Source organism: Pseudomonas sp. TE12234, from assembly GCF_054061835.1.
Genome location: NZ_JBSSEP010000004.1, coordinates 318,010 through 341,984 on the forward strand (window position 1 = coordinate 318,010; position 23,975 = coordinate 341,984).

Annotated in this window: 24 protein-coding genes and 1 pseudogene; 18 read left to right on the forward strand and 7 right to left on the reverse strand. The window is 62.7% G+C overall.

The window, feature by feature from the left end; all coding sequences use genetic code 11:
- Positions 1 to 85 precede the first annotated feature (85 nt).
- Complete coding sequence (locus ACVWYU_RS09715; RefSeq protein WP_457372585.1) at positions 86 to 1,711, forward strand: methyl-accepting chemotaxis protein; 1,626 nt, start codon at positions 86 to 88, stop codon at positions 1,709 to 1,711.
- Between the two features lie 48 nt (positions 1,712 to 1,759).
- On the opposite strand, the gene ACVWYU_RS09720 is transcribed toward ACVWYU_RS09715, so the two are convergent.
- Positions 1,760 to 3,079: an ATP-binding protein gene (locus tag ACVWYU_RS09720; RefSeq protein WP_457372586.1), complete on the reverse strand. Its 1,320-nt coding sequence runs from the start codon at positions 3,077 to 3,079 to the stop codon at positions 1,760 to 1,762.
- Positions 3,076 to 3,816, reverse strand: coding sequence for a response regulator (locus tag ACVWYU_RS09725; protein ID WP_390955416.1), 741 nt, complete (start codon positions 3,814 to 3,816; stop codon positions 3,076 to 3,078). Before ACVWYU_RS09725 ends, ACVWYU_RS09720 begins: the two co-directional genes overlap by 4 nt.
- A gap of 307 nt (positions 3,817 to 4,123) precedes the next feature.
- Here ACVWYU_RS09725 and ACVWYU_RS09730 point away from each other — a divergent pair, with 307 nt between their 5' ends.
- The 3 genes from ACVWYU_RS09730 to ACVWYU_RS09740 all read left to right on the forward strand — a co-directional run bounded on the left by ACVWYU_RS09730 (position 4,124) and on the right by ACVWYU_RS09740 (position 6,005).
- Positions 4,124 to 4,387, forward strand: a complete 264-nt coding sequence (locus tag ACVWYU_RS09730; RefSeq protein WP_247254325.1) for a DUF2790 domain-containing protein — start codon at positions 4,124 to 4,126, stop codon at positions 4,385 to 4,387.
- A 56-nt stretch (positions 4,388 to 4,443) separates the two neighbouring features.
- The gene (locus tag ACVWYU_RS09735; RefSeq protein ID WP_457372587.1) at positions 4,444 to 4,698 is read left to right on the forward strand and encodes a hypothetical protein; all 255 of its coding nucleotides are present in this window, start codon (positions 4,444 to 4,446) and stop codon (positions 4,696 to 4,698) included.
- An 89-nt stretch (positions 4,699 to 4,787) separates the two neighbouring features.
- Entirely contained in the window at positions 4,788 to 6,005 is a 1,218-nt protein-coding gene (locus ACVWYU_RS09740) for a cytochrome c biogenesis protein DipZ (RefSeq protein ID WP_457372588.1), read from the forward strand.
- 10 nt (positions 6,006 to 6,015) lie between these two features.
- Here ACVWYU_RS09740 and ACVWYU_RS09745 read toward each other — a convergent pair whose 3' ends face one another.
- Positions 6,016 to 6,984 (reverse strand): AraC family transcriptional regulator, encoded by a 969-nt coding sequence (locus ACVWYU_RS09745; protein WP_090319454.1) that lies wholly within the window; start codon positions 6,982 to 6,984, stop codon positions 6,016 to 6,018.
- 184 nt (positions 6,985 to 7,168) lie between these two features.
- On the opposite strand from ACVWYU_RS09745, the gene ACVWYU_RS09750 reads away from it, so the two are divergent.
- Together ACVWYU_RS09750 and ACVWYU_RS09755 are read left to right on the forward strand one after the other, a co-directional pair.
- The gene (locus ACVWYU_RS09750) at positions 7,169 to 7,438 is read left to right on the forward strand and encodes a DUF4242 domain-containing protein (RefSeq protein ID WP_247254328.1); all 270 of its coding nucleotides are present in this window, start codon (positions 7,169 to 7,171) and stop codon (positions 7,436 to 7,438) included.
- A gap of 37 nt (positions 7,439 to 7,475) precedes the next feature.
- Positions 7,476 to 8,294 (forward strand): class I SAM-dependent methyltransferase, encoded by an 819-nt coding sequence (locus tag ACVWYU_RS09755; protein ID WP_457372589.1) that lies wholly within the window; start codon positions 7,476 to 7,478, stop codon positions 8,292 to 8,294.
- Between the two features lie 70 nt (positions 8,295 to 8,364).
- On the opposite strand, the gene ACVWYU_RS09760 is transcribed toward ACVWYU_RS09755, so the two are convergent.
- Together ACVWYU_RS09760 and pcsA are read right to left on the reverse strand one after the other, a co-directional pair.
- A complete protein-coding gene (locus ACVWYU_RS09760) occupies positions 8,365 to 8,751 on the reverse strand; it encodes a DUF488 domain-containing protein (protein ID WP_247254330.1) in 387 nt (128 codons plus the stop codon).
- Between the two features lie 4 nt (positions 8,752 to 8,755).
- Entirely contained in the window at positions 8,756 to 9,478 is a 723-nt protein-coding gene (pcsA, locus tag ACVWYU_RS09765; RefSeq protein ID WP_247254331.1) for a phosphatidylcholine synthase, read from the reverse strand.
- Between the two features lie 261 nt (positions 9,479 to 9,739).
- Between pcsA and ACVWYU_RS09770 the strand changes: the two genes are divergently transcribed.
- Positions 9,740 to 10,474 (forward strand): tellurite resistance TerB family protein, encoded by a 735-nt coding sequence (locus ACVWYU_RS09770; protein WP_457372590.1) that lies wholly within the window; start codon positions 9,740 to 9,742, stop codon positions 10,472 to 10,474.
- A 138-nt stretch (positions 10,475 to 10,612) separates the two neighbouring features.
- On the opposite strand, the pseudogene ACVWYU_RS09775 reads toward ACVWYU_RS09770, so the two are convergent.
- A pseudogene (locus ACVWYU_RS09775) lies at positions 10,613 to 11,639 on the reverse strand (DMT family transporter).
- Here ACVWYU_RS09775 and ACVWYU_RS09780 point away from each other — a divergent pair.
- From ACVWYU_RS09780 to ACVWYU_RS09830, 11 genes are all read left to right on the forward strand, one after another.
- The gene (locus tag ACVWYU_RS09780) at positions 11,634 to 12,197 is read left to right on the forward strand and encodes a helix-turn-helix domain-containing protein (protein ID WP_090319475.1); all 564 of its coding nucleotides are present in this window, start codon (positions 11,634 to 11,636) and stop codon (positions 12,195 to 12,197) included. The pseudogene ACVWYU_RS09775 and the gene ACVWYU_RS09780 sit on opposite strands and share 6 nt — an antisense overlap.
- A 157-nt stretch (positions 12,198 to 12,354) precedes the next feature.
- A complete protein-coding gene (locus tag ACVWYU_RS09785; RefSeq protein WP_457372591.1) occupies positions 12,355 to 13,572 on the forward strand; it encodes an SfnB family sulfur acquisition oxidoreductase in 1,218 nt (405 codons plus the stop codon).
- Between the two features lie 10 nt (positions 13,573 to 13,582).
- Positions 13,583 to 14,032, forward strand: a complete 450-nt coding sequence (locus ACVWYU_RS09790) for an acyl-CoA dehydrogenase (RefSeq protein WP_457372592.1) — start codon at positions 13,583 to 13,585, stop codon at positions 14,030 to 14,032.
- Positions 14,032 to 15,435, forward strand: a complete 1,404-nt coding sequence (locus tag ACVWYU_RS09795) for an LLM class flavin-dependent oxidoreductase (protein WP_457372593.1) — start codon at positions 14,032 to 14,034, stop codon at positions 15,433 to 15,435. The genes ACVWYU_RS09790 and ACVWYU_RS09795 overlap by 1 nt, the downstream gene beginning before the upstream one ends.
- A 309-nt stretch (positions 15,436 to 15,744) precedes the next feature.
- Positions 15,745 to 16,650: an AMP-binding protein gene (locus ACVWYU_RS09800; RefSeq protein WP_457372594.1), complete on the forward strand. Its 906-nt coding sequence runs from the start codon at positions 15,745 to 15,747 to the stop codon at positions 16,648 to 16,650.
- Positions 16,647 to 17,423, forward strand: a complete 777-nt coding sequence (locus tag ACVWYU_RS09805) for an ABC transporter ATP-binding protein (protein WP_248914173.1) — start codon at positions 16,647 to 16,649, stop codon at positions 17,421 to 17,423. The genes ACVWYU_RS09800 and ACVWYU_RS09805 overlap by 4 nt, the downstream gene beginning before the upstream one ends.
- Entirely contained in the window at positions 17,423 to 18,304 is an 882-nt protein-coding gene (locus ACVWYU_RS09810) for a branched-chain amino acid ABC transporter permease (RefSeq protein ID WP_247254338.1), read from the forward strand. The genes ACVWYU_RS09805 and ACVWYU_RS09810 overlap by 1 nt, the downstream gene beginning before the upstream one ends.
- 4 nt (positions 18,305 to 18,308) lie before the next feature.
- On the forward strand, positions 18,309 to 19,358 hold the full coding sequence (locus ACVWYU_RS09815; RefSeq protein WP_457372595.1) for a branched-chain amino acid ABC transporter permease: 1,050 nt from the start codon (positions 18,309 to 18,311) through the stop codon (positions 19,356 to 19,358).
- A 26-nt stretch (positions 19,359 to 19,384) separates the two neighbouring features.
- Positions 19,385 to 20,725 (forward strand): ABC transporter substrate-binding protein, encoded by a 1,341-nt coding sequence (locus tag ACVWYU_RS09820; protein ID WP_130205382.1) that lies wholly within the window; start codon positions 19,385 to 19,387, stop codon positions 20,723 to 20,725.
- A 3-nt stretch (positions 20,726 to 20,728) separates the two neighbouring features.
- Positions 20,729 to 21,496 (forward strand): ABC transporter ATP-binding protein, encoded by a 768-nt coding sequence (locus tag ACVWYU_RS09825; RefSeq protein ID WP_457372596.1) that lies wholly within the window; start codon positions 20,729 to 20,731, stop codon positions 21,494 to 21,496.
- Between the two features lie 14 nt (positions 21,497 to 21,510).
- The gene (locus ACVWYU_RS09830; RefSeq protein ID WP_457372597.1) at positions 21,511 to 22,968 is read left to right on the forward strand and encodes an FAD/NAD(P)-binding protein; all 1,458 of its coding nucleotides are present in this window, start codon (positions 21,511 to 21,513) and stop codon (positions 22,966 to 22,968) included.
- Between the two features lie 74 nt (positions 22,969 to 23,042).
- Here ACVWYU_RS09830 and ACVWYU_RS09835 read toward each other — a convergent pair whose 3' ends face one another.
- Positions 23,043 to 23,777, reverse strand: a complete 735-nt coding sequence (locus tag ACVWYU_RS09835; RefSeq protein ID WP_457372598.1) for a substrate-binding periplasmic protein — start codon at positions 23,775 to 23,777, stop codon at positions 23,043 to 23,045.
- Between the last annotated feature and the right edge of the window lie 198 nt (positions 23,778 to 23,975).

Sequence of the window (23,975 nt, forward strand, 5' to 3'; positions counted from 1 at the left end):
CGCCCCGCTGAAAGGGCCTGCGCCTGTCTGCCATTCAGTGATCACGCAAGGATGCTCGTAGCCACCACCACCCGAGAGTCATCCTATGTCATTGCGTAATCTGAGTATCGCGCCTCGAGCTTTCCTGGGTTTTGCCTTCATTGCCCTGCTGGTCATCGTGCTGGGGGTGTTTGCGGTGAATCGCATGAGCATCATCCGCCAGGCTTCCCTGGACATGGAAACCAATCAACTGCCCAGCGTCGGTTATCTCGGCAACATGACGGAAAACGTACTGCGCATGCGCATCCTGTCGTTCCGCGTATTGGTCAACCGTGATCCGGCGGCGTTGCAGGAAGCACAGACGCGTATCGGTGTGCTGGTGGACAAGGTGCGCAGCGCCCAGGCCAGCTATGCCGCGTTGCCATTCCAGCCCGAAGAGGCGCAGCTGTACAAGTCGTTCACCGCCACCCTGGACAGCTACATGCGCGACCAGGAGCAGATGCTGGAGTTATCGCGGCAGAACAAGCTCGATGAAATGCGCGCGCTGATCAATACGCGGATCAAGGACGGTACCGATCAGATGGGCGAGCAGCTCAACAAGTTGGTGGCACTCAACACCGGCTATGCCAAAACCGCCTCGGCCGAAGCGGGCGACAACTACAGCAGCGCCATTCTCGGCATTGTGGTCGCCGCCGTGATGGCCGCGCTGATGACCATTCTGTTGGCCTGGCTGCTGACCCGCAGCATCGTCACGCCGCTGAACCGTGCATTGCAGGCAGCGCAGACCATTGCTGACGGCAATCTAAGCGAAACCATCGAGGCCGATGGCCAGGACGAGCCGGGGCGGTTACTCGGTGCCTTGGCGAACATGCAGGCCAATCTGCGCAAAACCATCGAACAGATCGCCGGTTCCGCCACGCAGTTGGGGGCCGCCGCCGAAGAGCTCAGCGCCGTGACGCAAGACGCTTCCCGCGGGCTGCAGCAACAGAACAACGAAATCGAACAGGCGGCGACGGCCGTCAACGAAATGACCGCCGCCGTGGAAGAAGTGGCGCGCAATGCGGTATCGACCTCCGAAGCGTCGAACCAGTCGACCCAGGCCGCCCGCGAAGGTCGCAACCGTGTGGTGGAGACCGTCGACGCGATCCAGACCATGACCCACGACGTGCACACCACCTCGTTGATGATCGAAGGCCTCGCCGCTCAGGGACGCGACATCGGCAAGGTGCTGGATGTGATCCGCGCCATCGCCGAGCAAACCAACCTGTTGGCGCTGAACGCCGCGATCGAAGCCGCCCGTGCCGGTGAAGCCGGACGCGGCTTTGCCGTGGTCGCGGACGAGGTGCGGGCGCTGGCCCATCGCACGGCGCAATCGACCCAGGAAATCGAGAAAATGGTCGCCGGCATCCAGAACGGTACCGGTGAAGCCGTGGCGTCGATGCAGCAAAGCAATCAACGTACCCAAAGCACCCTGGAAATGGCGCGTGCCGCCGGTGTCGCACTGGAACAGATCACGCAGTCGATCCATTTGATCAACGAGCGCAACCTGGTCATTGCCAGCGCCTCCGAAGAACAGGCCCAGGTCTCGCGCGAAGTCGACCGCAACCTGGTGAACATTCGCGATCTCGCCACCCAGTCCGCCGCAGGAGCCGACCAGACCAGCGCCGCCTCCCATGAACTGTCACGCCTGGCGGTGAATCTGAATGCGCTGGTGTCGCGGTTCGTCATTTAACGCTGAGCCTATGGCCGGGGTTGCGGATTGATCCCAAACCCCGGTCTTTCAAGCCGAGCGAGCCGGCAACTTCAGCTGCGCACACAAGCCTCCGCCCTCACGGTTACTCAACGTCAGCGATCCCCCGATCGCCAACGCCAGTTGCTTTGCAATCGCCAGCCCCAGGCCAGTGCCGCCCGTGCTGCGGTTGCGTGAATTTTCCACGCGGTAGAACGGCTCCATGACCTGGGCCAGCTGCTCTTCGGCGATCCCGGGGCCACGGTCCATGACTTTCACCGACACGCTGCCGTCGGACTGCTTTTCCACCAGCAACTCCGCCGAGCCTGCGAATTTGAGGGCGTTGTCCGTGAGGTTGACCAGCACCCGGCGCAAGGCATGGGGGCGGGTGTCGATGACGGTGGTGCTCTTGCCGCTGAGCTGAACCTGCTTGCCCATGTCCTGATAGTCGAAGACCAGGCTGTCGAGAAACGAGTCCAGGTCGGTGCGGCGGCTTTCTTCGGTGGAGCCATGGATGCTGCGCGCGTAGGCCACGCCTTCGCGCACCAGGTGTTCCATCTCGCCGAGGTCGTTCCAGAGTTTGTCTTTTTCGGCGGAATCGTCCATGAATTCGGCGCGCAGTTTCATCCGGGTGATCGGCGTTTGCAGATCATGGGAGATCGCCGCCAACAGTTGCATGCGCTCCTTCAGGTAGGCGGCAATGCGCGCCTGCATGGCGTTGAAGGCCTTGGCCGCGTGCGCCACTTCAGTCGGGCCTTTTTCGTCGAGCAGCACCGGGTGGGCGTTGGGGTCGAGGGTGTCGACGGCTTCGGCGAGGCGGCTCAGGGGGCGAATGGCGATCCGCACGGCCAGCCAGGTGCAGGCCAGCATCAGCGCCAGTTGTCCAAGCAGCACGAAGGGCAACCAGGGCGACAGCGGCACCATCGCAGGCCGCACATCGATGGTCAGCGGGCTGCCGTCCGAGAGTTTCAGGTGCACCTGAAAGTGTTTTTTCGGCCCGGGAATGTCGGTGAAGGTCATCGGGTAATCCTTGCCGATGGCGTCCTTGATCGAGGCCATCGCAATCGGCGCCTCCGGCATGTCCATGTCCATGGGCGTGCCATTCTCGCCGTCACTGAGCAGATAGCCGTAGTTGGCCCGTTGCAGCTGTTGCAGCCAGCCCGCGCGCTCGTTGGCCGGCAAGCGGTCGAGGATGGCGATGGAGGTCGAGACGTCGGTTTCCAGGTTGCCGAGCATGGTGTTTTTCGAGCTTTCATAGCGCTCGTAGTACTGCGCACCGAATGACAGGGCCTGGGCGAGGATCAGGCCGATCAGGAAAATCAGCGACAGCCGCGAAGCCAGGGTGCGGGGCCAGCGCATCGAGAGACTCATGAGGGCGCACCGACGATTTCCACCGGCAGGGAAAACACGTAGCCCTCGCTGCGCACGGTCTTGATGTAGGCCGGTTCGCGGGCATCGTCCAGCAGGCGCTGGCGCAGGCGGCTCACCAGCAGGTCGATGGAGCGATCGAACAGGTCGGCATCGCGGCCCTGGGTCAGGTTCAGCAACTGGTCGCGGTTGAGCACCCGCTGCGGATGGTCGAGGAACACTCGCAGCAGGCGATATTCCGCGCCACTGAGCGCGACCAGGGTGCCGTCGCCGTCCAGCAGGTGGCGGGCCGAGGTGTCCAGGCGCCAGCGCCCGAAGGCCAGCAGGCGACTGGTTTCGGTGACCACCAGGTTCGGCGGCAGCATCCGTGTGCGGCGCAGCACGGCGTTGATCCGCGCCAGCAGTTCACGGGCGGCGAACGGCTTGACCAGGTAATCGTCGGCACCCATTTCCAGGCCGATGATGCGATCGGTTTCATCGTTGCGGGCGGTAAGCATCAAGACCGGAGTGGCCTTGTGTTTGCCGGAGCGCAGCTCGCGGCAGAGCATCAGGCCGTCGTCGCCCGGCATCATGATGTCCAGCACGATCAGGTCTACCGGGGTGGATTCGAGGAAAGTTCGCATTTGTCGACCATCGGCCACGACCGTGGTGCGCAGGCCGTTCTTCTTGAGGTAGTTGCCGACCAGTTCGCGGATCTCGCGGTCATCGTCAACGATGAGAATGTGATCGACGTGTTCCATGGGGACTTGCCTCTGTCAGTGGGGGGGGTGTCGCACAGTCTATCGAGCCCTGGTCTGCTCGCCCTTGGCCCTTTGTATTGCAGTGTATCTGGCCAGTCGGTGGATACACACAGACGCAAAAAAGCGAATTTTCAGGGGTTTTGTATCCCTGTGTATCCCGGCCCGGCTTTGATACTTACCGATTTACCCGCGCTTTTTCCCGACACATACGGGATACCTCGGGGGCTTCTAATAGGTTCCAACGAGGCACACCCAACCGCCTCTAGCCAACCAACGACCTGTCCGTTGAAACCTTGAGGAAAACGCCATGAACACCAAAGCCGTCTACGCCGCTTGCCTGTTTGCCGCCCTGAATATCTGCACCTTGTCGGCCCGCGCCGAAGCCGATGTCAGCGCTAAAACCTATACCTACGGCACGCAACTGGACATCAAGAAAGTGGTGTCGTCGAAACAGGACGCCACGCCGTCCTGCGGGATTGTGAATGCCCAACTGACCTACCTGGACTCCCAGAGCAAAACCCGGGTCCTGGACTACCGCAAGTTTTCTGACAGCTGCAACGCGGACAACTGAGTCCTGCGATCAGCCATTACCCATCCGCCATCCCCTTTGAATACAGGAAGAACACCATGAAACATCTCAGCCGCTACTTGACCGCCGTTGCCTTTTCCGTTGCAGGCGCCGCTGCCCACGCCAACGCTGCCGTAGAACAAAGCGCCTGCGGCAGCAGCACCTGCTTTCAACTGACGCCCGTGGCGCAGAAGGGCGGCAAGGCCTTTCTTGCCGAGGACGGCTATAGGCGTACGCCGCAGGGACGAGTCGTTGCCGAAAACGGTTATAGCCACACGCCCCAAGGTAAGCAGCAGGATAGCCAGACAGTTTGATGAATAACACGATCCCCTGTAGGCGCTGGCAAGCCAGCGCCTACAGGGGAACGTCTGTGCACCGCCACCCTCATTTTCAAGGTGATCCCATGTTACTCATCGCTTTCCTGGGCGGCCTGTTGACCGTGCTCAGCCCCTGCATCCTGCCGGTCGTGCCGTTCCTGTTCGCCGGTGCCCATCGATCGCGCTCGTCGATCATCCTGACCCTGGCTGGCATGGTGCTGACCTTCGCCCTGATTTCCAGCCTGGCGGTGGTCAGCAGTGAATGGGTGATCAAGGCCAGCAGCACCGGCCGCCAAGTGGCGCTGATCGTGATGGCGCTGTTCGCCCTGTCGCTGATTTCCGCGCGGGTCGGCGATTGGCTGGCACGGCCCTTCGTTCTGCTGGGCAATCGCATCGACCCGGCCAGCCGCAAAATGTCCGGCCCGTTGAGCTCGATCATGATCGGTGTCGCCACCGGCCTGCTGTGGGCACCCTGCGCCGGGCCGATCCTTGGGGTGATTCTCACCAGCGCCATGCTGCAAGGCGCGAATGCCGCGACCAGCCTGTTGCTGGTGGCCTATGGCACGGGCAGTGCGTTGTCCCTCGGCACCTTGATCTTCGCCGGTCGCGGTCTGGTCAATCGCCTGAAACCCTCGATTCCCGTAACCGGTTGGCTGCGTCGAGGCGCCGGAGTGGCGGTGCTGGCCGGTGCCGTGATGATCTCTACCGGCGCCGATGACGTGCTGCTGGCCAATGCCTCGTCGGAAGGGGTCAGCAGCGTCGAGAAAGGCTTGCTGGAAACCGTGCCAAAGGTCGTCGACTACCTGGTCAGCAAGGTCAAGGCCGAGTCGTCCATGGACAATGCCAAAGGCGCCATGCCGTCGCTGTCCGGGGCCGTGGCATGGATCAACTCGCCCGCGCTGAGCAACGAGTCGCTCAAGGGCAAAGTGGTGCTGGTGGATTTCTGGACCTTCGACTGCATCAACTGCAAGCACACCCTGCCGTACGTGAAGGATTGGGCGAAGAAATACGAGAAGGACGGTCTGGTGGTGATTGGCGTGCACACGCCTGAGTACGGCTTCGAACGCATCATCGACAACGTCAGGGACAAGGTGAAGGAATACGGCATCACCTACCCGGTGGCGATCGACAACAACTACGCGATCTGGCGCAACTTCGACAACCAGTACTGGCCGGCGCACTACCTGATCGATGCCAAGGGGCAGGTGCGGTACACGCACTTTGGTGAGGGCAGCTATGAGACCCAGGAGAAGATGATCCAGCAGTTGTTGGAGGAGTCGAAGGCAACTGCGCCTGCGGCGTAATATCCACAGCTCAATGAGCCGTCCGATTCTCCTGACTTCGCCGCCACGCCGCTGGCGGCGATCCAAATTCACGCCTGAATGCCCGGCTGAACGCCGTATCCGTCTGGTATCCCACCTCTTCGGCGATCCGCAGCAGAGAACTGTTACTGCTGCGCAACAGATTGGCCGCCAGCAACATGCGCCATTGCGTCAGGTACTGCATCGGCGAAATCCCGACCAGTTGCTGGAAGCGTTCGGCGAGTACCGATCGGGATGTGCCGGCGGTGCGTGCCAGCTCTTCCAGGGTCCAGCAGTGACAGGGTTTGCCGTGCAGCGCGTTGAGGGCGGCGCCGACGATGCGATCGCTCACGCCGGCCAGCCAACCGGTCCGGCCCTTGCCTTGTTCCTGCATGTACAGGCGCAGTACTTCGATGAACAACACCTCGGCCAGTTTCGCCAGCACGCCTTCGCCGCCAGGCCTGGGTGAACGGGCTTCGGCCAGGGCGTAACGCACCGAAGATTCCAGCCAGATACCGGCCGCCGAGCCGCGTACATTGACCCGCACCACGGACGGCAACCCCGTCAGCAGCATTCCCGCCAACCGCGTGTCGCACGCCAAATAGCCGCACACCAGGCGCGTGACCGCGCCGCCCCCGCCATAGCTCAACTGCCGGGGGCGGCGCGCCAGCACTGCATCCAGTCGGGCGCCGCTGGCTGGCGCAAGGCCGGGCTGCGAGCACATGCGATGGGCATCGCCCTGGGGGAATACCACGACATCGCCGGCCGTCAGCCGCAACGGCGGGTCATTGCCCAGTTCGACGTAGCACTCGCCTTCGGTGATCAAGTGAAAGATCACCACCCGTTCGGCGTTGGGCTCCAGGAAGGGCGCGGCGCTGTCCGCGCTCGGCGACTGGTAGCACCAGGGCGCGGTGAACCGGGCGTTGATGAAAATCGCGCCCACCAGGCGCACGACACGCAGGGTTTGTGACAGGGCATCCATGATGGGTTTTCCCATGCCGATCGTGGGTCAAAAGCTGATTGTGGGCCTGTCGCGGCGAAGCATGAAACCTCCGGACGATCGGACAGTCTTGGCCGACGATCGGGCAGGACGCCGCCGTTGCCCGGCGCGATAGTTGTCACACAGGGCTCGGCCCTGCCATCCATAACAAGAATGAGAGGTTGCCATGCCTAAGTTCGTCATAGAACGCGAAATTCAAGGTGTTGGGACACTGTCACAAAGGGATTTGAAAGCCGCTTCGCAAAAGTCCTGCCGGACGTTGCGCGACTTGCCGGAGGTGCAGTGGCTGCAGAGCTATGTCACCGGTGACAAGCTCTATTGCGTGTACATCTCGCCGAGCGAAGAGCTGATCAGGGAGCACGCCAGGCAGAGTGGTTTCCCGGCCAATCGAATTTCCGAAGTCACCCACATCATCGATCCCACCACGGCCGAATAAGCCGGGCTGCGTTCCTGACCGCAACGGAGCGGAATCCATGAGTACACCCATTGATCTTGTTGCCCTGAAAAACCGTCAAATGGCCGCCTGGGCCAGTGGCGACTACGCCGTGATCGGTACCACCCTGCAGATTGTCGGTGAGCAACTGGCCGAAGCTTGTGACCTGCTGTGCGACGAGTTGGTGCTCGACGTGGCGGCCGGTAATGGTAATGCCACGCTGGCGGCGGCGCGTCGCGGCTGCATCGTGCGCTCGACGGACTATGTCGCCGCATTGCTTGAACGCGGTGAAGACCGGGTCAGGGCAGAGCGCCTGAATGACAATGTCGTCTTTCAAGTGGCTGACGCCGAAGCGTTGCCCTTCGAGGACGCCAGTTTTGACGCTGTGCTTTCGACCTTTGGCGTGATGTTTGCGCCAGACCAGCCCAAGGCCGCCGCGGAACTGGCGCGGGTCTGTCGGCCAGGAGGCCGGATTGGTCTCGCCAACTGGACACCGGAAGGCTTCGTCGGCCAGATGTTCAAGACGCTGGGTAAACACCTGCCGCCACCGCCCGGCGCGCTGCCGCCGTCGCAGTGGGGCACCGAAGCCTGGTTGCGCGCGCACTTCGACGAGCGCGACTTCCTGCTTCAGGTGACGCGCCGCACGTTCAACTTCCGCTATCGCTCGGCGGCGCATTTCATCGACACCTTCCGCACGTGGTACGGGCCGATGCACAAAGCCTTTGCCGCGCTGCCACCCGAAGGTGCCAAGGCCCTGGAACATGACCTGACCGAACTGATCAACCGGTCGAACCGGGCAGGGGAAAAGTCGCTGGTGGTGCCGGGTGAGTATCTGGAGGTAGTAATCACCAGGCGTTAAGTCGACAACCCATCACCCCCTGTGGGAGTGAGCTTGCTCCCACAGGGTATTTGCACTGATTGTCCGGGGACTAGATGACTTTCGCCCCCCGAGCCACCAGCAACTCGCGCAATACCGAACGATGACAATGGGCTTCGTCCTCGCAGTAACAGCCGACGGCCAGCGAGGTGTGATGGGAGAGGGCGGCCAGCAGATCGAGCAACTGGCTGGGCGCTGGATGGTTCATTTCGGCCTTGAACTTGCGTTTGAAGGCGTGCCAGGCCTTCTCGTCCTCGGCAGCCTTGGCTTCGTGCACCAGTTCCGCGCTCGGAGACAGCAACGGCTGCCAGACATCATAGAAATCCCGGCTGGCGAATTCGGCCTTGGGTACGCCCCGCGGTGGCCGGCGCACGGTACCCAGGCGCAGGCCTTCTCCAGGTTGGCGCGGGGCGCCCAGGCGCACGATATGAATGGGCATGGCGCTACTTGAGCCGCGAGCCGTCGAACCACTCCAGCGCCGTGCGCCACAGGCAGATCCCGAGAAAGTACGCCGACATCAACAGCCAAAGCCCCATGACCATCGGATTGATGACCGGGTGGTTGAGCACCAGGGACAAGCTGCACAGCAACCAGATGGCCGTCACGGCGATATTGACCGGCATGAAGCGGCGCACGCGGAACGGGTGCAGGAATTTCATCCGTGTCAGGGTCAGCAGCGCCAGGCCGATCACGGTAAGGAAGGTCACCCACGGTGACGGCGCAATGATGTACAGGCACAGGGCAACCACGTTCCAGGCGGCAGGGAAGCCCTGAAAGTAGTTGTCCTTGCTTTTCATGTTGACGTTGCAGAAGCAGAACAGCGATGACACCAGGATCAGCGACACGGTCAGCAGCAGGGTGTAATCGGGCAGCGGAATGTAGCGATAGACGAACAGCGCCGGGATGAAGACATACGTCAGGTAGTCGATCACCAGGTCGAGGATCGAGCCGTCGAAACTCGGCAGCACCGACTGCACATTGACCTTGCGCGCCAGGGCACCGTCGAGGCCATCGACGATCAGGGCCACGCCCAGCCACAGCAGGCAGTGGGTCGGCTGGTTATCGAGCAGGGCGAGGGTCGCGAGGAAGGCAGTGACTACGCCAGTGGCGGTAAAGCCATGGGCTCCCCAGGCTTTGAGCCTGGCGATGTGTAGAGTCGATATCACGGGGCGTTCTCCAGAAAGTGAAGCAAGCCAGTCATCACCCTCATCTAGCGGGCGGCGGCAAACCGGGGTCGGGTTGCAGGTATCGACCGGGTATCCGGGAATAAGGTTCACCACTCATGAATCTTAGCCGCGCCGTAAAAAAATACAGCGGATAAATCTGCGCTACCCAGTGGCGACGTGTCGGCCAAACGGTGGTGGCGCAATCGGGTGCGAGGACTATCGTTGCCTGACTGGATCACTCCCATTAATGAGGACGCCGTCATGAACACCAGCGATCTGCTCGAACAATTACTGCGGGCCGGCCAGGGCTCGATGTCGCAACAGGGCGCGGGTGGGGCGTCGGCTCAAGGTGGGCTTGGGGATCTCGGCGGATTGCTCGGCGGCCTGCTGGGGGGTGGTGGCGCAGCCAGTGCAGGCGGCGGTGGCTTGGGAGGGCTGGGTGGTTTGCTGGGTGGCCTGCTCGGCGGCGGTTCGCCAATGGGCGGTGCGGCCCCCTCGCGTTCCGGTGGTGGCACTAACTATGCCGCCCTCGCTTCGTTGGGAATGATGGCATTTCAGGCCTATCAAGCCTGGCAACGCAGCCAGGCCGCCGCGCCGCAACAGGCACCCCGCACGGTGGACTTGTTGGCGGGTCCGGAAGTCGAGGCGCACAGCCACGCGATCCTTCGCGCATTGATAGCGGCAGCCAAGGCTGACGGGCAGATCGACGATGCCGAAAAACAGATGATCAGCGCCGAAATCGGCCGTCACACCGATGACCCGCAACTGCAGCAGTGGCTTGATGCCGAAGTTGCCAAACCGCTCAATGCGTCCGAAGTGGCACAGTCGGCCACCGACCCCGGCATGGCGGCGGAAATGTACCTGGCCAGCGTGATGCTGGTCGACGATCAGCAGGACGCCGAGCGCAATTACCTGGACGAACTGGCGGCGGCGCTGAACATCGACCCGGATCTGCAGGTGCATCTGGAACAGCAGGCCAAGGGCGGGGCGGCCTGAAGATCAAGTCGTTTGATGGAGCGCCATCGTCGGAACGCCGCCAGGAGCAAGCCACGCCCCCACAGTTTGGCCGTGCCGAAATCCCGCGGGAGCGGACTTGCTGCGATGGCGATTATCAAACACCGCAGATTTCAGCGCTTAACCTTGGGTTTCCCGCTCCAGGGATTCTTCAGCCGCAGCGACCTTACCTTTTGTCTTCAGCTCACTGACAATCACCGCCGCGACGATCAATCCCGCCCCCAGCAGCGCAATTGCCGGCAAGCGTTCCCCGGCGATCCGCCCGACAATCCCGGCCCACACCGGCTCACCGGCATAAATCAGCGTGGCCCGGGTGGGCGAAACACTCTTCTGCGCCCAGTTCATCGCCACCTGAATCGCGGCACTGGCCATACCCAGGCCCAAGGCACTGCACAGCAGCAGCCAGGAGAAATCCGGAATCCGTTCCTGGGTCGGCACCACCATCAGGAACGACAGCAGCGAAGTGACGGCCAGTTGCACCACGGTCACTCGCTTCACATCGACCTGGCCGGCAAAGTTGCTGATCAAGATGATTTCCGCGGCGATGGCTATGGCGCTGATCAAGGTAGCGATTTCACCAGGACTGAAGTGCAACGAAGCTCCGGACGGGCCGGACAGCAGCATCAGGCCGGTAAAGGCCAGCATGATCCCGATGCTCGGCATCAGCCCCGGACGCCGCCCCAGCACCAGCCATTGCAGCAGGGGCACGAAGGGCACGTACAGCGCCGTGATGAACGCCGACTGGCTGCTGGGAATGCTTTGCAAGCCAACCGTCTGCAAGCCATAACCGAGCATGATCGCCACGCCGATGAAGGTGCCGGCCTTTAACTCGAACAGGGTCAGGTCGCGCAGGGTGCGCCAGGAGAAGAGGGCAACGATGCTCGCGGCGGCGGCAAAGCGCAGGCCGACGAAAAACATCGGTCCGCTGGCCGTCATCGCATGCTGAACCAGCAAAAAGGTCCCGCCCCAGACCATGGTGATCAGCACCAGCACGCACTCGGCCTTGCTGAGCCGCAGGAAACGGGAAGGGGCTTGAGGAGCGTTCAGCGACGTCATGATCTTGCGCACTACCTGAAGGGGGACGCACAATGCGCCCGAAGTTGGGCAGTATACTGCGCAACACCACCAAGTGAGCAATATAGTGCACAAAGATTCCACGCCTCGGGCTTCGGTCCTGCAGCACGTCAGCCAGAATATCCGACGCCTGCGCCATGCCGCCGACATGAGCCAGACCGCCCTGGCGGAAAAGTCCGGCGTCAGCCGCCGCATGCTGGTGGCCATCGAAGCCGGCGAAAAGAATGTCAGCCTGACTACCCTCGATCGCGTGGCCGAAGCACTGGACGTGGCCTTCAGCGACCTGATCCAGGCCCCGGACGTCCGCGATCACAGCCGCATCAACGAACTGGCCTGGGCAGGCACGATCCCCGGCAGCAAGGCAGTGCTGCTGGCCAAGGCCAACGCCACCCGCGAAGTCGAACTCTGGGAATGGCGCCTTGAACCGGGCGAACACTACCCCTCGGAGCCGGATGCAGATGGCTGGAGCGAGCAGTTCTACGTCTTCGAAGGCTGCCTGACCCTGATGGTCGGTGACGTGCCGCATCGCATCAGCGCCGGGGAGTTTTTCATGTTCGCCAGCAACCAGCCGCATTCCTATCGCAACGAGGGGCCGGTGGCGGTGCGTTTTGTGCGCAATGTGGTGATCTGAACTGTTTGCCGATCAACAGCGGATACACATTTTGCTGTTCTCAAATGGTTATATGTTTTCTGTTTTTTATTTAACTCACTGATAAATAAAGACTTAATTTTCAGGCACGACTCCTGCAAAAGCTCTGGTGCATTCACCCAGAACCTGGAGTCGGCCCATGACAGCCTCAGCCCAATCCCCCCGCTCTGCCAATGTGAGCCCCGCCCATGTGATCGGCTCGGACGCCGAGGCGATTGCCGTCGCCCACAGGCTCGCCGCGCGTTTCGCCGTCGAGGCCAGCGTGCGCGATCGCGAGCGGCGTTTGCCGGTCGCCGAACTCGACGAGTTCTCCGCCAGCGGTCTGTGGGGCATCACGGTGCCAAAGGCCTACGGTGGCGCCGGCGTCTCCTACGTGACCGTGGCCGAAGTGATCAAGATCATTTCCGCCGCCGATTCCTCCCTCGGCCAGATCCCGCAAAACCACCTCGGCGTGCTCGACATCCTGCTGCAAACCGCCAGCGAAGAGCAGAAGCATTACTACTTCGGCAAGGTCCTGCAGGGTTACCGTTTCGGCAATGCCTTTTCCGAAGCCAAGAGCAAAAACGCCGGCGCCTTCGAAACCCGGATTCGTTTCAACGATGACAGTGCGCAAATCGACGGCGAGAAGTTCTACTGCACCGGTGCGCTGTTCGCGCACATCGTGCCGGCGGTGGCGGTCAACGAGCAGAATCAGGCGTTCATCGCCTTCATCGAACGTGACAACCCCGGCTTGAGCGTGATCGACAGCTGGGACGGTTTCGGCCAGCGCACCACCGCCAGCGGCGGTGTGACCCTGAACGCGGTGAAGGTCCCGCTCAGCGCGGTGATCCCGGCCCATAAAGCCTTCGACGAACCCACCGCCGACGGCCCGATCTCGCAAATCATCCAGGCTGCCGTCGACACCGGCATCGCCGTCGGCGCCCTGGAAGAAACCAAGCGCTACGCCCGTGAGGCGCGTCCCTGGATCGACAGCGGCCGGGATCACGGCTGGCAGGACCCGTTCAGCATCGCCGCGATCGGCGATCTCGAATGGCGCGTGCATGGCACTGAAGCGATCCTGAAAAAAGCCGGCCAGGCCATCGATGCCGCGCTGCTCGACGCCAATGAAGACACCGTGGCCCACGCTTCGGTGGTGGTGGCCCAGGCCAAAGTGCTGTCCGCCGAGATCGCCTTGCTCGCCAGCAGCAAGCTGTTAGAACTGGCCGGGACCCGCTCGGTGCTCGGCAAATACAACCTCGACCGTCACTGGCGCAACGCCCGGACCCACACCCTGCACGACCCGGCGCGCTGGAAATACCACTTGATCGGCAACTACCTGCTCAACGGCGTGAAACCTGCGCGCCACGCCTGGAACTGAGGAGCACAGCATGAACGCCTTGACCCAATCGATTGCTACCGCACACCCCCTGGCCAAAAGTCAGCACGACCTGCACAACGCCCGCAGCCTGCTCGATGCGACCCTGGGTTTCGTCCGCCAGCACGATCAGCCAACGGACGATCCTTTGCTCATCAGCCGTTTCGGCGATGTGCACATCCGCATCGAAGTCGCCGCCGCGTTGCTGGAACGGGCCGAAGAATTTCTTGCCAGTTACACGGATGCCATTGAAATCAGCATCGCCGTTGCCGAGTCCCACCTGGCCAGCGCCGAGGCCTTGAGCACCGCGAGCAACGCTGAGTTCGAACTCACGGGCTTGCGCACCGCGCTTCCCGGCTCGCTGCACGACCCTCTGCGCTGGAAACTCCAGCTCATCGGCAACTTCCGCCTCAATGGCATTCATCCCCCCAGTTTTCCAACCGCCGCAGAGGGAGTCGTTTGATGGCCCGTGAAATTCGTCTCAACGCCTTTGACATGAACTGCGTCGGCCATCAGTCGCCGGGATTGTGGGCACACCCACGGGACCGCTCATGGCAGTACAAGGACCTGGAGTACTGGACCGACCTGGCGAAAATCCTCGAGCGCGGCAAGTTCGACGGTTTGTTCATCGCTGACGTACTGGGTATCTATGACGTGTACAACGGCAATGGTGATGCGGCGATTCGCCAGGCCGCCCAAGTGCCGGTCAACGATCCGCTGCAACTGATCCCGCCGATGGCGCTGGTGACCGAGCATCTGGGCTTTGGCCTGACCGCGTCGCTGTCCTTCGAACATCCGTATCCGTTCGCCCGCCGCCTGTCGACCCTCGATCACCTGACCAAGGGGCGCGCGGGCTGGAACATCGTCACGTCGTACCTGGAGAGCGGCGCGAAGAACCTCGGGCAGAAAACCCAGACCGAACACGACGCCCGTTACGACTTCGCCGAGGAATACCTGGAGGTTTGCTACAAGCTGTGGGAAGGCAGCTGGGAAGAGGGCGCCATCCTGCGCGATCGTGCGCGGCGGGTGTTCAGCGATCCGGGCAAGATCCATGAAATCCGGCACGTCGGCAAACACTTCCAGGTGCCGGGCATTCACCTCTGCGAGCCTTCACCGCAACGGACGCCGGTGCTGTATCAGGCCGGCGCATCGAGTCGCGGCAAGCAGTTCGCCGCTGAACATGCCGAGTGCGTGTTCGTCGCCGCGCCGTCGAAAGTCCTGTTGAAGAAAACCGTGGCCGATATCCGCCGGCGTGCGGCCGAGGCAGGGCGCGATCCGAAGAAGATCCTGATTTTCAACCTGCAGACGGTGATCCTCGGCGAGACCGACGCCAAGGCCAGGGCCAAGTTTGAAGAGTACAAAAGCTGGGTCAGCTACGAAGGCGCCATGGCCTTGATTTCCGGCTGGACCGGCATCGATTTCAGCCAGTTCAAACCCGACGAACCGCTCAAGCATGTGCACACCAACGCCATTCAATCCGCGGTGGAAGCGTTTTCCACCGCCGACCCGAACAAAGTCTGGACGCCTAACGAACTGGCCGACTGGGTGGGCATCGGCGGCTTTGGCCCGTTGTTCGTCGGCAGCCCGGAAACCGTCGCCGACCTGTTGCAGGACTGGGTCGAAGAGACCGATGTGGACGGATTCAACCTGGCTTACGCCCTGACCCACGAAACCTTCATCGATGCCGTGGAACTGCTGGTGCCCGAGTTGCAGAAACGCGGGGTCTACAAGACCGAATACGCCCCCGGCACCTTGCGCGAGAAGCTGTTTGGTGAAGGGCCGCGATTGCCCGATATCCATCCGGGCAGTGGCTATCGCGATCTGGCGGCGTTGCGTCAGCAGGAGAAGAAAGTGGTGTCGGCCTAAAGGCAATCGTGAGCAGGCTCGCGATGAGGCCGGTACAGCCAACATCGATGTCACCTGGCAGGACGCCATCGCCGGCAAGCCGGCTCCCACAGGTTGTTGCGGCGTGCACAGAGGTTGTAGTCACCGAAGAACCCGTGGGAGCGAGCTTGCTCGCGATGAGGCCGGTACAGCCAACATCGATGTCACCTGACAGGACGCCATCGCCGGCAAGCCGGCTCCCACGGGGGACCCTGTTGTTTTAGAGATTGCGTTAATTCTTCAGCCCAGCGGACCACCGCACGCTTTTGCCCATGACAGAGAGGTCAACCCATGAGCGTGCACGAACTCAAACGTCCGCCAATTGCGGACACCGGGGAATGGCGGGTCAATGCGCCCCAGGCTCTGGAACTGTTGCGCCACTGGGCGCAGGTCAATCCCTTGCAGCCGGCCTTGCGGCACAAACGGCACGGGCAATGGTTCATCTGGCGCTGGATCGACGTCTTGCGTGACGTCGAACGTTTGGCCGATGGCCTGCGTCAGCAAGGATTCGATGAGGACTCGCGCCTGGCCGTCAGCGGGGCTTTCGAACCGAACCTGTTGCTGCTGGCCCTGGCCGCCCGACAGGTGGGCGGGGAGCTGCTGGCCATTGCGGACAACCTCGATGCACAGGCGCTGCATAACGTGTTGTGGCGCGCGCGTCCTACTCACGCTTTTGCGCAGGGGCGGCAGGCGCGGCAACGCTGGCTCAACCAGGGCCAGGCGCTGCTCGACTTCGACGAATTACTCGGGCCGGTGGAAACCCCGCAACGCCTGCGCCTGGGTGTGTCCGACGCACAGTGGTGGAGCGAAGAGGGCACCGAGTGGCAGGTCGGTCTGACGGTGCTGTTCGAACAATGGCTGACCCGCGGCCACACCCTGGCCTTCCCGGAAAGCCCCGACAGTGCCAGCCGCGACCGGCGCGAGGTGGCACCGTCGGGCTTGCTGCTTTCCGCCGAGCGCTTGCAAGTGCTGGCCGCTGAGATCGACAGCCGTCTCGCCCCGCCAGGCACCTGGCGCCGACGCCTCTGCGACTGGGCCATTGCCCGTCCGGAAAAGGGCCTGCAACGCTTGATCAAGCACCGCGTGCGCCGTTTGCTGGGCTTTCACAACCTGCAGGTCATCTGGCAGGCCAGCCGAAGCGCCGAGTCTCAACCCGAGCCGACCTGGCTCGCCGAATTCAAACGGGACATCGCATGAGCTCGACCGATTCCATTCTGCAAGTCAGCGGTATTTCCCTGTCCTTCAAAGGCGTCAAGGCGATCAACGAACTGTCGTTCGACGTTCGCCGTGGCGAGATCTGCGCCTTGATCGGCCCCAACGGCGCGGGCAAGAGTTCATTGCTCAACGTGCTGAACGGCGTCTACCGCTTCGATGCCGGTTCGATTGTGTTCGAACAGCAACCGTTCAAACGCATCGACCCTTTGAGTGCCGCCCGACGGGGCATTGGCCGCACGTTTCAGAACAACGCGCTGTTCAAGAAAATGAGCGTGATCGACAACCTGCTGACCGGCCTGTCGCGGCATCTGCGCAGCAGCTTTATCGAGCAGGCCCTGGGGTTGCCGCGAGCCCGCCGTGAAGCGCAACGGTTCCGCCAGCAGGCACAAGGCGTTCTCGAGTTCCTCGAACTGCAAGCCCAGCGCGATGTGCCGGTGGGCAATCTCTCCTACGGTCTGCAAAAACGCGTGGAGCTGGGCCGTGCCTTGATTGCCGGGCCGAACCTGTTGCTGCTTGACGAGCCGATGGCCGGGATGAACGCCGAAGAAAAACAGGAAATGGCCCGGTTCATTGCCGACATCAACCGCGACCTTGGCACCACCGTGGTGTTGATCGAACACGACATGGGCGTGGTGATGGGCCTGTCCGACCATGTGGTGGTGCTCGATTACGGGCGCAAGGTCGGCGACGGCACGCCCGCCGAAGTGCAGGCCAACCCCGAAGTGATCGCGGCGTATCTGGGAGTGGTGCATTGATGACGTTTTTCTTCGAAACCCTGCTCGGCGGCTTGCTCGCCGGGACCATGTATTCGTTGGTCGCCATTGGCTTCGTGCTGATCTACAAGGCCAGCGGCGTGTTCAATTTCGCCCAGGGCGCCATGCTGCTGTTCGCCGCGCTGACCTTCGTCAGCCTGCACGATCAAGGTGTGCCGTTTGCCCTGGCCCTGCTGTTGACCGTCGTGGTGATGATCATTGGTGCGCTGCTGATCGAACGGCTGGTGCTGCGACCACTGGTCAATCGCTCGCAGATCACCCTGTTCATGGCAACGCTCGGACTGTCCTTCATCATCGAAGGCCTGGCGCAGGGCCTGATGGGCTCGCAGGTGCGGGCGCTGGATCTGGGCATCGACGACGTACCGCTGTTCATCGGCGCGATGATGGTCAGCCAGTTCGACCTGATCGCCGCCGCGGCCGCCATCGTCCTGGTGACCGTGCTGGCGCTGTTGTTCAACAAGACCCGCATCGGTATTTCGCTGCGTGCGGTGGCGGATGACACCACCGCCGCGCTGTCGATCGGCATCAACCTCAACCGCATCTGGCAGATCGTCTGGGCGGTGGCCGGGGTGGTCGGGCTGGTGGCCGGGTTGCTATGGGGCGCGCGGCAAGGGGTGCAGTTTTCCCTGTCGCTGGTGGTGCTCAAGGCCTTGCCGGTGTTGATCATCGGCGGCTTTACCTCGATTGGCGGGGCGATTGTCGGCGGGCTGATTGTCGGTGCGGCGGAAAACCTCGCCGAGGTCTACATCGGCCCGCTGATCGGCGGTGGCATCACCCCGTGGTTCGCGTACGTCCTGGCCCTGGCCTTCCTCTACATCCGTCCCGCCGGCCTGTTCGGCGAGCGCGCCATCGAGCGAGTCTGAACCCATGTCCATTTCCCTTACCCGCGAAACCGCCCCGGCGGTACTGGTCCAGCGACGCCTGCCATTGGGTCTGATCGGCCTGCTGTTGATCGCGTTTGTCGTCGTGCCGCTGACCGGCAACGACTATTGGCTGAACGCCATTTTGATTCCGTTTCTGGTGCTGTCCCTGGCCGGACTCGGGTTGAACCTGCTCACCGGCTATACCGGGCAGACTTCCGTGGGCGCGGCCGGGTTCATGGCGGTCGGTGCCTTTGCCACTTACGGGTTTCTGTTGCGCCTGCCCGAGTTGGGTTTACCCGTGGCGTTGCTTGGTGGTGGCTTGATCAGTGCCTTGGTGGGCTTCGTCTTTGGCCTGCCGAGTTCGCGGATCAAGGGTTTCTACCTGATGGTCAGCACGCTGGCGGCGCAGTTCTTCCTGGAGTGGTTGTTCGTCAAGTTTCCCTGGTTCTACAACTACGGCTCCTCGGGAACGATTACGGCGCCAAGTCTGGCGCTGTTCGGCCATGACCTGAACACGCCGCTGGGGCGCTACCTGCTGACCCTGAGCACCGTGCTGCTGTTGACCTGGGTGGCGCTGAACCTGGTGAAAAGCCAGATCGGCCGCAACTGGATGGCCATCCGCGACATGGATACCGCCGCTGCCGTGATCGGCATTCCCGTGGCGCGCTACAAGCACCTGGCGTTCGCCGTCAGCTCGTTCTACCTCGGCATTGCCGGCGCCTTGTGGGCCTTCGCTTACCTGGGCACGGCCAGTGCCAGCAGCTTCGATATCAACCGGTCGTTCCAGATCCTGTTCATCATCATTATCGGTGGCATGGGCAGCATTGCCGGCAACTTCGTCGGCGCGGCGTTCATCAGTCTGTTGCCGATCCTGCTCAGCCACGCCGGGCAAGCCTTGCTCGGGGGCGCGGTGGACGCCGGGCAACTGCAGAACCTGCAAAAAATCATCTTCGGCGTGCTGATCATCCTGTTCCTGATCAAGGAACCGGAAGGCCTGATCCGCCTGCTAAGCAACCTTCGTGAACGGCTGAGCCATTGGCCGCTGCGCTTCTGAATCCCACCCCTAATCAGAGAGACAACATGCGTGCATCCTTGAAACGTTCCTTGATCGGCGCCGCGCTGACGCTGGCGGTTTTCGGCAGTGCAGTACCGGCGGCCATGGCCTCGCCGGACCAACAGTTCTTCCCGCTGGCCACTTACCGGGTCGGCGCCTACGCTTCCAGCGGCGTGCAGGTGTGGGCCGGGATGATCGATTACCTGAACTACATCAACGAGGTGGAAGGCGGCATCAACGGGGTAAAACTGGTCTGGCAGGAATGCGAAACCGAGTGGACGGCGGAGAAGGGCATCGAGTGCTATGAGCGCTTCAAGAAAGGTCTGGATGGCGCGCCCGTGGCGGTCTATCAGCCAAACGGCGCCCCGGCGGCCTATGCCCTGAGCGAGCGGGCGGAAGTCGACAAGATCCCGTTGATCACCCTCGGTTACGGCCGCACCGAAGCCACCGACGGCACGGTGTTCCCCTATAACTTTCCGGTGATGCTGACCTTCTACAGCGAGGCGTCGAGCCTGATCAATTACATCGCCCAGCGTGAAGGCGGGTTCGACAAACTCAAGGGCAAGAAAATCGCCACGGTCTACCACGACTCGGCCTACGGTCGCGAAACCCTCGGTCCGTTGAAGTTGCTGGCCGAGAAATATGGCTTCGAAAACATCCAGATTCCGGTGGCCGATCCGGGCAACGAGCAATCGGCGCAATGGCGGCAGATCCGTCAACTTAACCCGGACTGGGTGTTCCTGCGCACCTGGGGGGTGTCGACGCCCGTCGCCGTCAAGACCGCCGCGCGTTTCGGCTTCCCGGTGGATCACATCGTCGGCGACATCTGGGCCAGCTCCAGCGAAGACGTCTTGCCCGCCGGCGCTGCCGCCAAGGGTTATCTGGCGCTGACGCCTTACCCGGCCGGCACGGATTTCGAGATCCACAAACGCCTCAAGCAATACATCCTCGACAAGGGCAAAAGCGACCTCAAGGACCTGAAGAATTTCGGCAGCGTTTACTACAACTCCGGGCTGGTGAACGCGGCGGTGGCGGTGGAAGCGATTCGCACCGCCCAGGGCAAATTCGGTAAGCGCCCGCTCAACGGTGAAGAAGGGCGCTGGGGCCTGGAACACTTGAACATCGACGATGCGCGGCTCAAGGACATGGGCTACTTCGGCCTGATGCAGAACCTCAAGCTGTCCTGCAAGGATCACGAGGGCGGTGGTTCGGCGCGGGTCCAGCAGTGGGACGGCGCCAACTGGACGCTGATCAGCGACTGGATCGCCGCCGACCGCGCGCTGCTGCGGCCGTTGATCGACGAAAAATCCGCCGCGTTCGCCAAGGAAAAAGGCCTGACGCCACGCACCTGCACCGGAGATGAATAAGCCATGAGCCAGGCCGCCAGCGACATTGCTGCCCATGACCTGTTGCGGGTCAACGATATCGAAGTGATCTACGACGGCGCGATCCTGGCCGTGGCCGGGGTGTCGCTGACGGTGCCCAAGGGCGGCATCGTCGCCTTGCTCGGGGCCAACGGCGCGGGCAAAAGCACCACGCTCAAGGCGATTTCCGGGCTGGTGCGCGCGGAGCGGGCGCAGGTCAGCCGCGGCAACATCGAGTTTCTGGGGCGCGATACCGCGGGCGTCGACCCCAGCCTGCGGGTGCGCCAAGGGATGGTGCATGTGCTGGAGGGGCGCCACGTGTTCGCGCAGTTGACGGTCGAGGATAATCTGCGCAGCGGCGGCTTTGTCCGTGGTCTCAGCCGCCAGGACATGGCCCGGGATCTGGAGCGCATCTACAGCTGGTTTCCCCGCCTGAAAACCAAGCGCAAGACCCAGGCCGGGCTGACATCCGGCGGCGAGCAGCAGATGGTCGCCATCGGCCGGGCCCTGATGACGCGTCCTACTTTGGTACTGCTCGATGAACCGTCCATGGGTTTGGCGCCTATTATCGTCCAGGAGATTTTCGAGATCGTCGCCCAGCTCAATCGCGAGGCGCAGGTGAGCTTCCTGATTGCCGAGCAAAATATTAATGTGGCGCTCAAGTACGCTTCACAGGCCTATGTTCTCGACACCGGCCGGGTGGTGTTGTCCGGCAGCGCCGAAACCCTGCGCACGCGGGACGATCTGCACGACTTCTATCTAGGCAAACATTGATCAGCGAGAACGCCATGAGCGAAACCCCAAGCGGACAGGCGACCGACGCCATCCGCCACGCAGACATCCTGATCATCGGCGGCGGCCTCAGTGGCGCGATGCTGGCGGCGCAACTGTTGCGCCTGCCCGGCAAGCGCCAGGTGCTGGTGATCGAGCCCCGCGCCGAACTCGGTCGCGGCGAGGCCTACAGCGCCGTGGAGCTGGGCCATACCCTCAATGGCAACGCGGCGCGCATGAGTGTCGACCCGGACAATGCCGACGACCTGACCCAATGGCTGACCGACTACATCGGTGCCGGTGGCTGGCCGGAATCGGACGAGCAGCACGTACCCATCAGCGAACTGTTCCCGCCACGGGGGATTTTCGGCCTGTACGTGCAACAACGTCTGGCCGAGGCGCAGACGGTGGGCGCGTTGAACGGTTCAACGGTGGAGCATGTGCGGGCCGAGGTGGTGGATCTGCAAACCGATGCGGATTCGGTGCGATTGACCTTGAACGATGGGCAGCGCTTGCAGGGTGCTTTCGCGGTGCTGGCGACCGGGATGTTTGCCGCTGCGCGGACGCCGCAGACCGAATCCAGTGGCTTGAATGCGGCGGCACTCGATCCCTGGGATGTGGCGGCCATGGGTCAGCTCGATCCGTATTCGACGGTGCTGATCATCGGCTCGGGCCTGACCATGGTCGATGCCGTGGTGTCCCTGGAACAGGCCGGGCATCGCGGGCCGATTGAGGTGTTTTCCCGGCACGGCTTGCTGCCCCATGTGCGACGCCAGCCACCGGCCTGGGTCGATTTTCTGGCCGAGGCCCCCAGCATTCGCACGCCACGCCAGTTGGTGCGCGAACTGCGCCGGCATTGCCGCGACGCCATCGCCCAGGGCATCGATTGGCAGGCGCCGCTGGACACGGTACGGGCACATATCGGTCGTTTGTGGAGTCAGGCAAGCGATGCACAGCGCCGGCAATTCGTGCGGCACGTGCGACCGTGGTGGGAAAGCCATCACCATCGCTCGCCGCCCTTGAGCGCCGAGCTGGTGGCGCGCTTGCACGGAGAAGGGCGGTTGCGCATTCAGGCGGCGTCGTTCAAAGGACTTGCGCCTTCCATCGGCGGTGAAGTGAGCATCCGCATTCGTCGTCGGGGGGAAGCGCAGACGGTTGTCGTCAGTGGCGCCGCGTTGATCAACTCCAGCGGCATCGAGTACGACTGGCGCCGGGTGGCTCGGCCGTTGCCGCAGCAATTGCTGGCCCGTGGATTGATCCGGCCTGGACCGTTGGCGCTGGGGATTGCCGCACAGGTGGATGGCGCGGTGCTGGACGCCGAGGGTCGGGCAGCCAGTCGGCTGTTCGCCATGGGACCGCCGTTGCGCGGGATGTGGTGGGAAAGCACGGCCGTCACGGATGTCGCCAGCCAGGCCAAGGCCCTGGCCGCACGACTGGCCAATAACGCTGTGGCGAGCGAGCTTGCTCGCGCTTGAGTGCGTAGCGCTCACAAAATCCCGAGACCGCTACGCCGCCCCGTCCACCCTGGGGGCGGAACGGCTCATCGTCGCTATCGGGGCGTGGTGTCGCTGAGCCAGCGCTGCTTGATCCGGGCCAGGCGCCCGTCACGGTTCATTTCATCCAGCGCCTGTTGCCAGCGCGCCACCTGGCACGCATCGGTCTGCAGGGAAAACGCGATGTAGCTGCCTTGCCGCATCAGCGGCATCTGGTACTGCAGCCGGTCGGGTGCCAGGCCTTCTTCGCGGGCCAGGGTCGCGATGGAGAGGGTGTCGGCCACCACGAACTCGGTACGCCCCATGCGCGCCAGACGTACCATCTGCTCGGGCGTTTCGACGCCATACAGGTTGTTCAGACCCTGCTGCTGCAAGTAGCTGTAGGCCAGCCATTTGCGTGGCACGGCGATGCGTCCCAGGCGTGCGGCGTCCACCAGGCTGCGAACCGGTGGCTGGGTGCTGTCGGCTGAATAGAGCGCGGTTTCGACGTCCAGCAACGGCCCCACCCACTGGTACTGGCCATCGCGCTCGGCGGTGCGCAACACGGTGAAAACGGCGGTGGCGGGTTCGCTGCTGGCCATGTGCAAGGCGCGCAGTAACGGCACCTGCTGCAACTGCACTTGATCGCCGGTGCGCTCGGCCAGGGCCTTGACCACATCGACGCCGAACCCGACCAATTCACCGTTCTGTTGGAAATGCAGGGGGGGATGGATGTCGGTGAGCAGGTTCAGACTGGCTGCGGATGCATGCGCGCTCAGAACCCATAGCAGGCAACCGATAAAGCGCTTCATGAATCGTCCTTGATGAAATGAAGCGCAAATCTTAGTACGGACGTACCGCCACTGTCCCGGACAATCTGCGTAATGCTGTTCAGTTAAGGACGAATACTGTACCTGTGGCGAGGGAGCTCGCTCCCGCTGGACTGCGCAGCAGTCCCATTTTTTGGGCCGCTGCGCGCCCCAGCGGGAGCGAGCTCCCGCGCCCCAGGT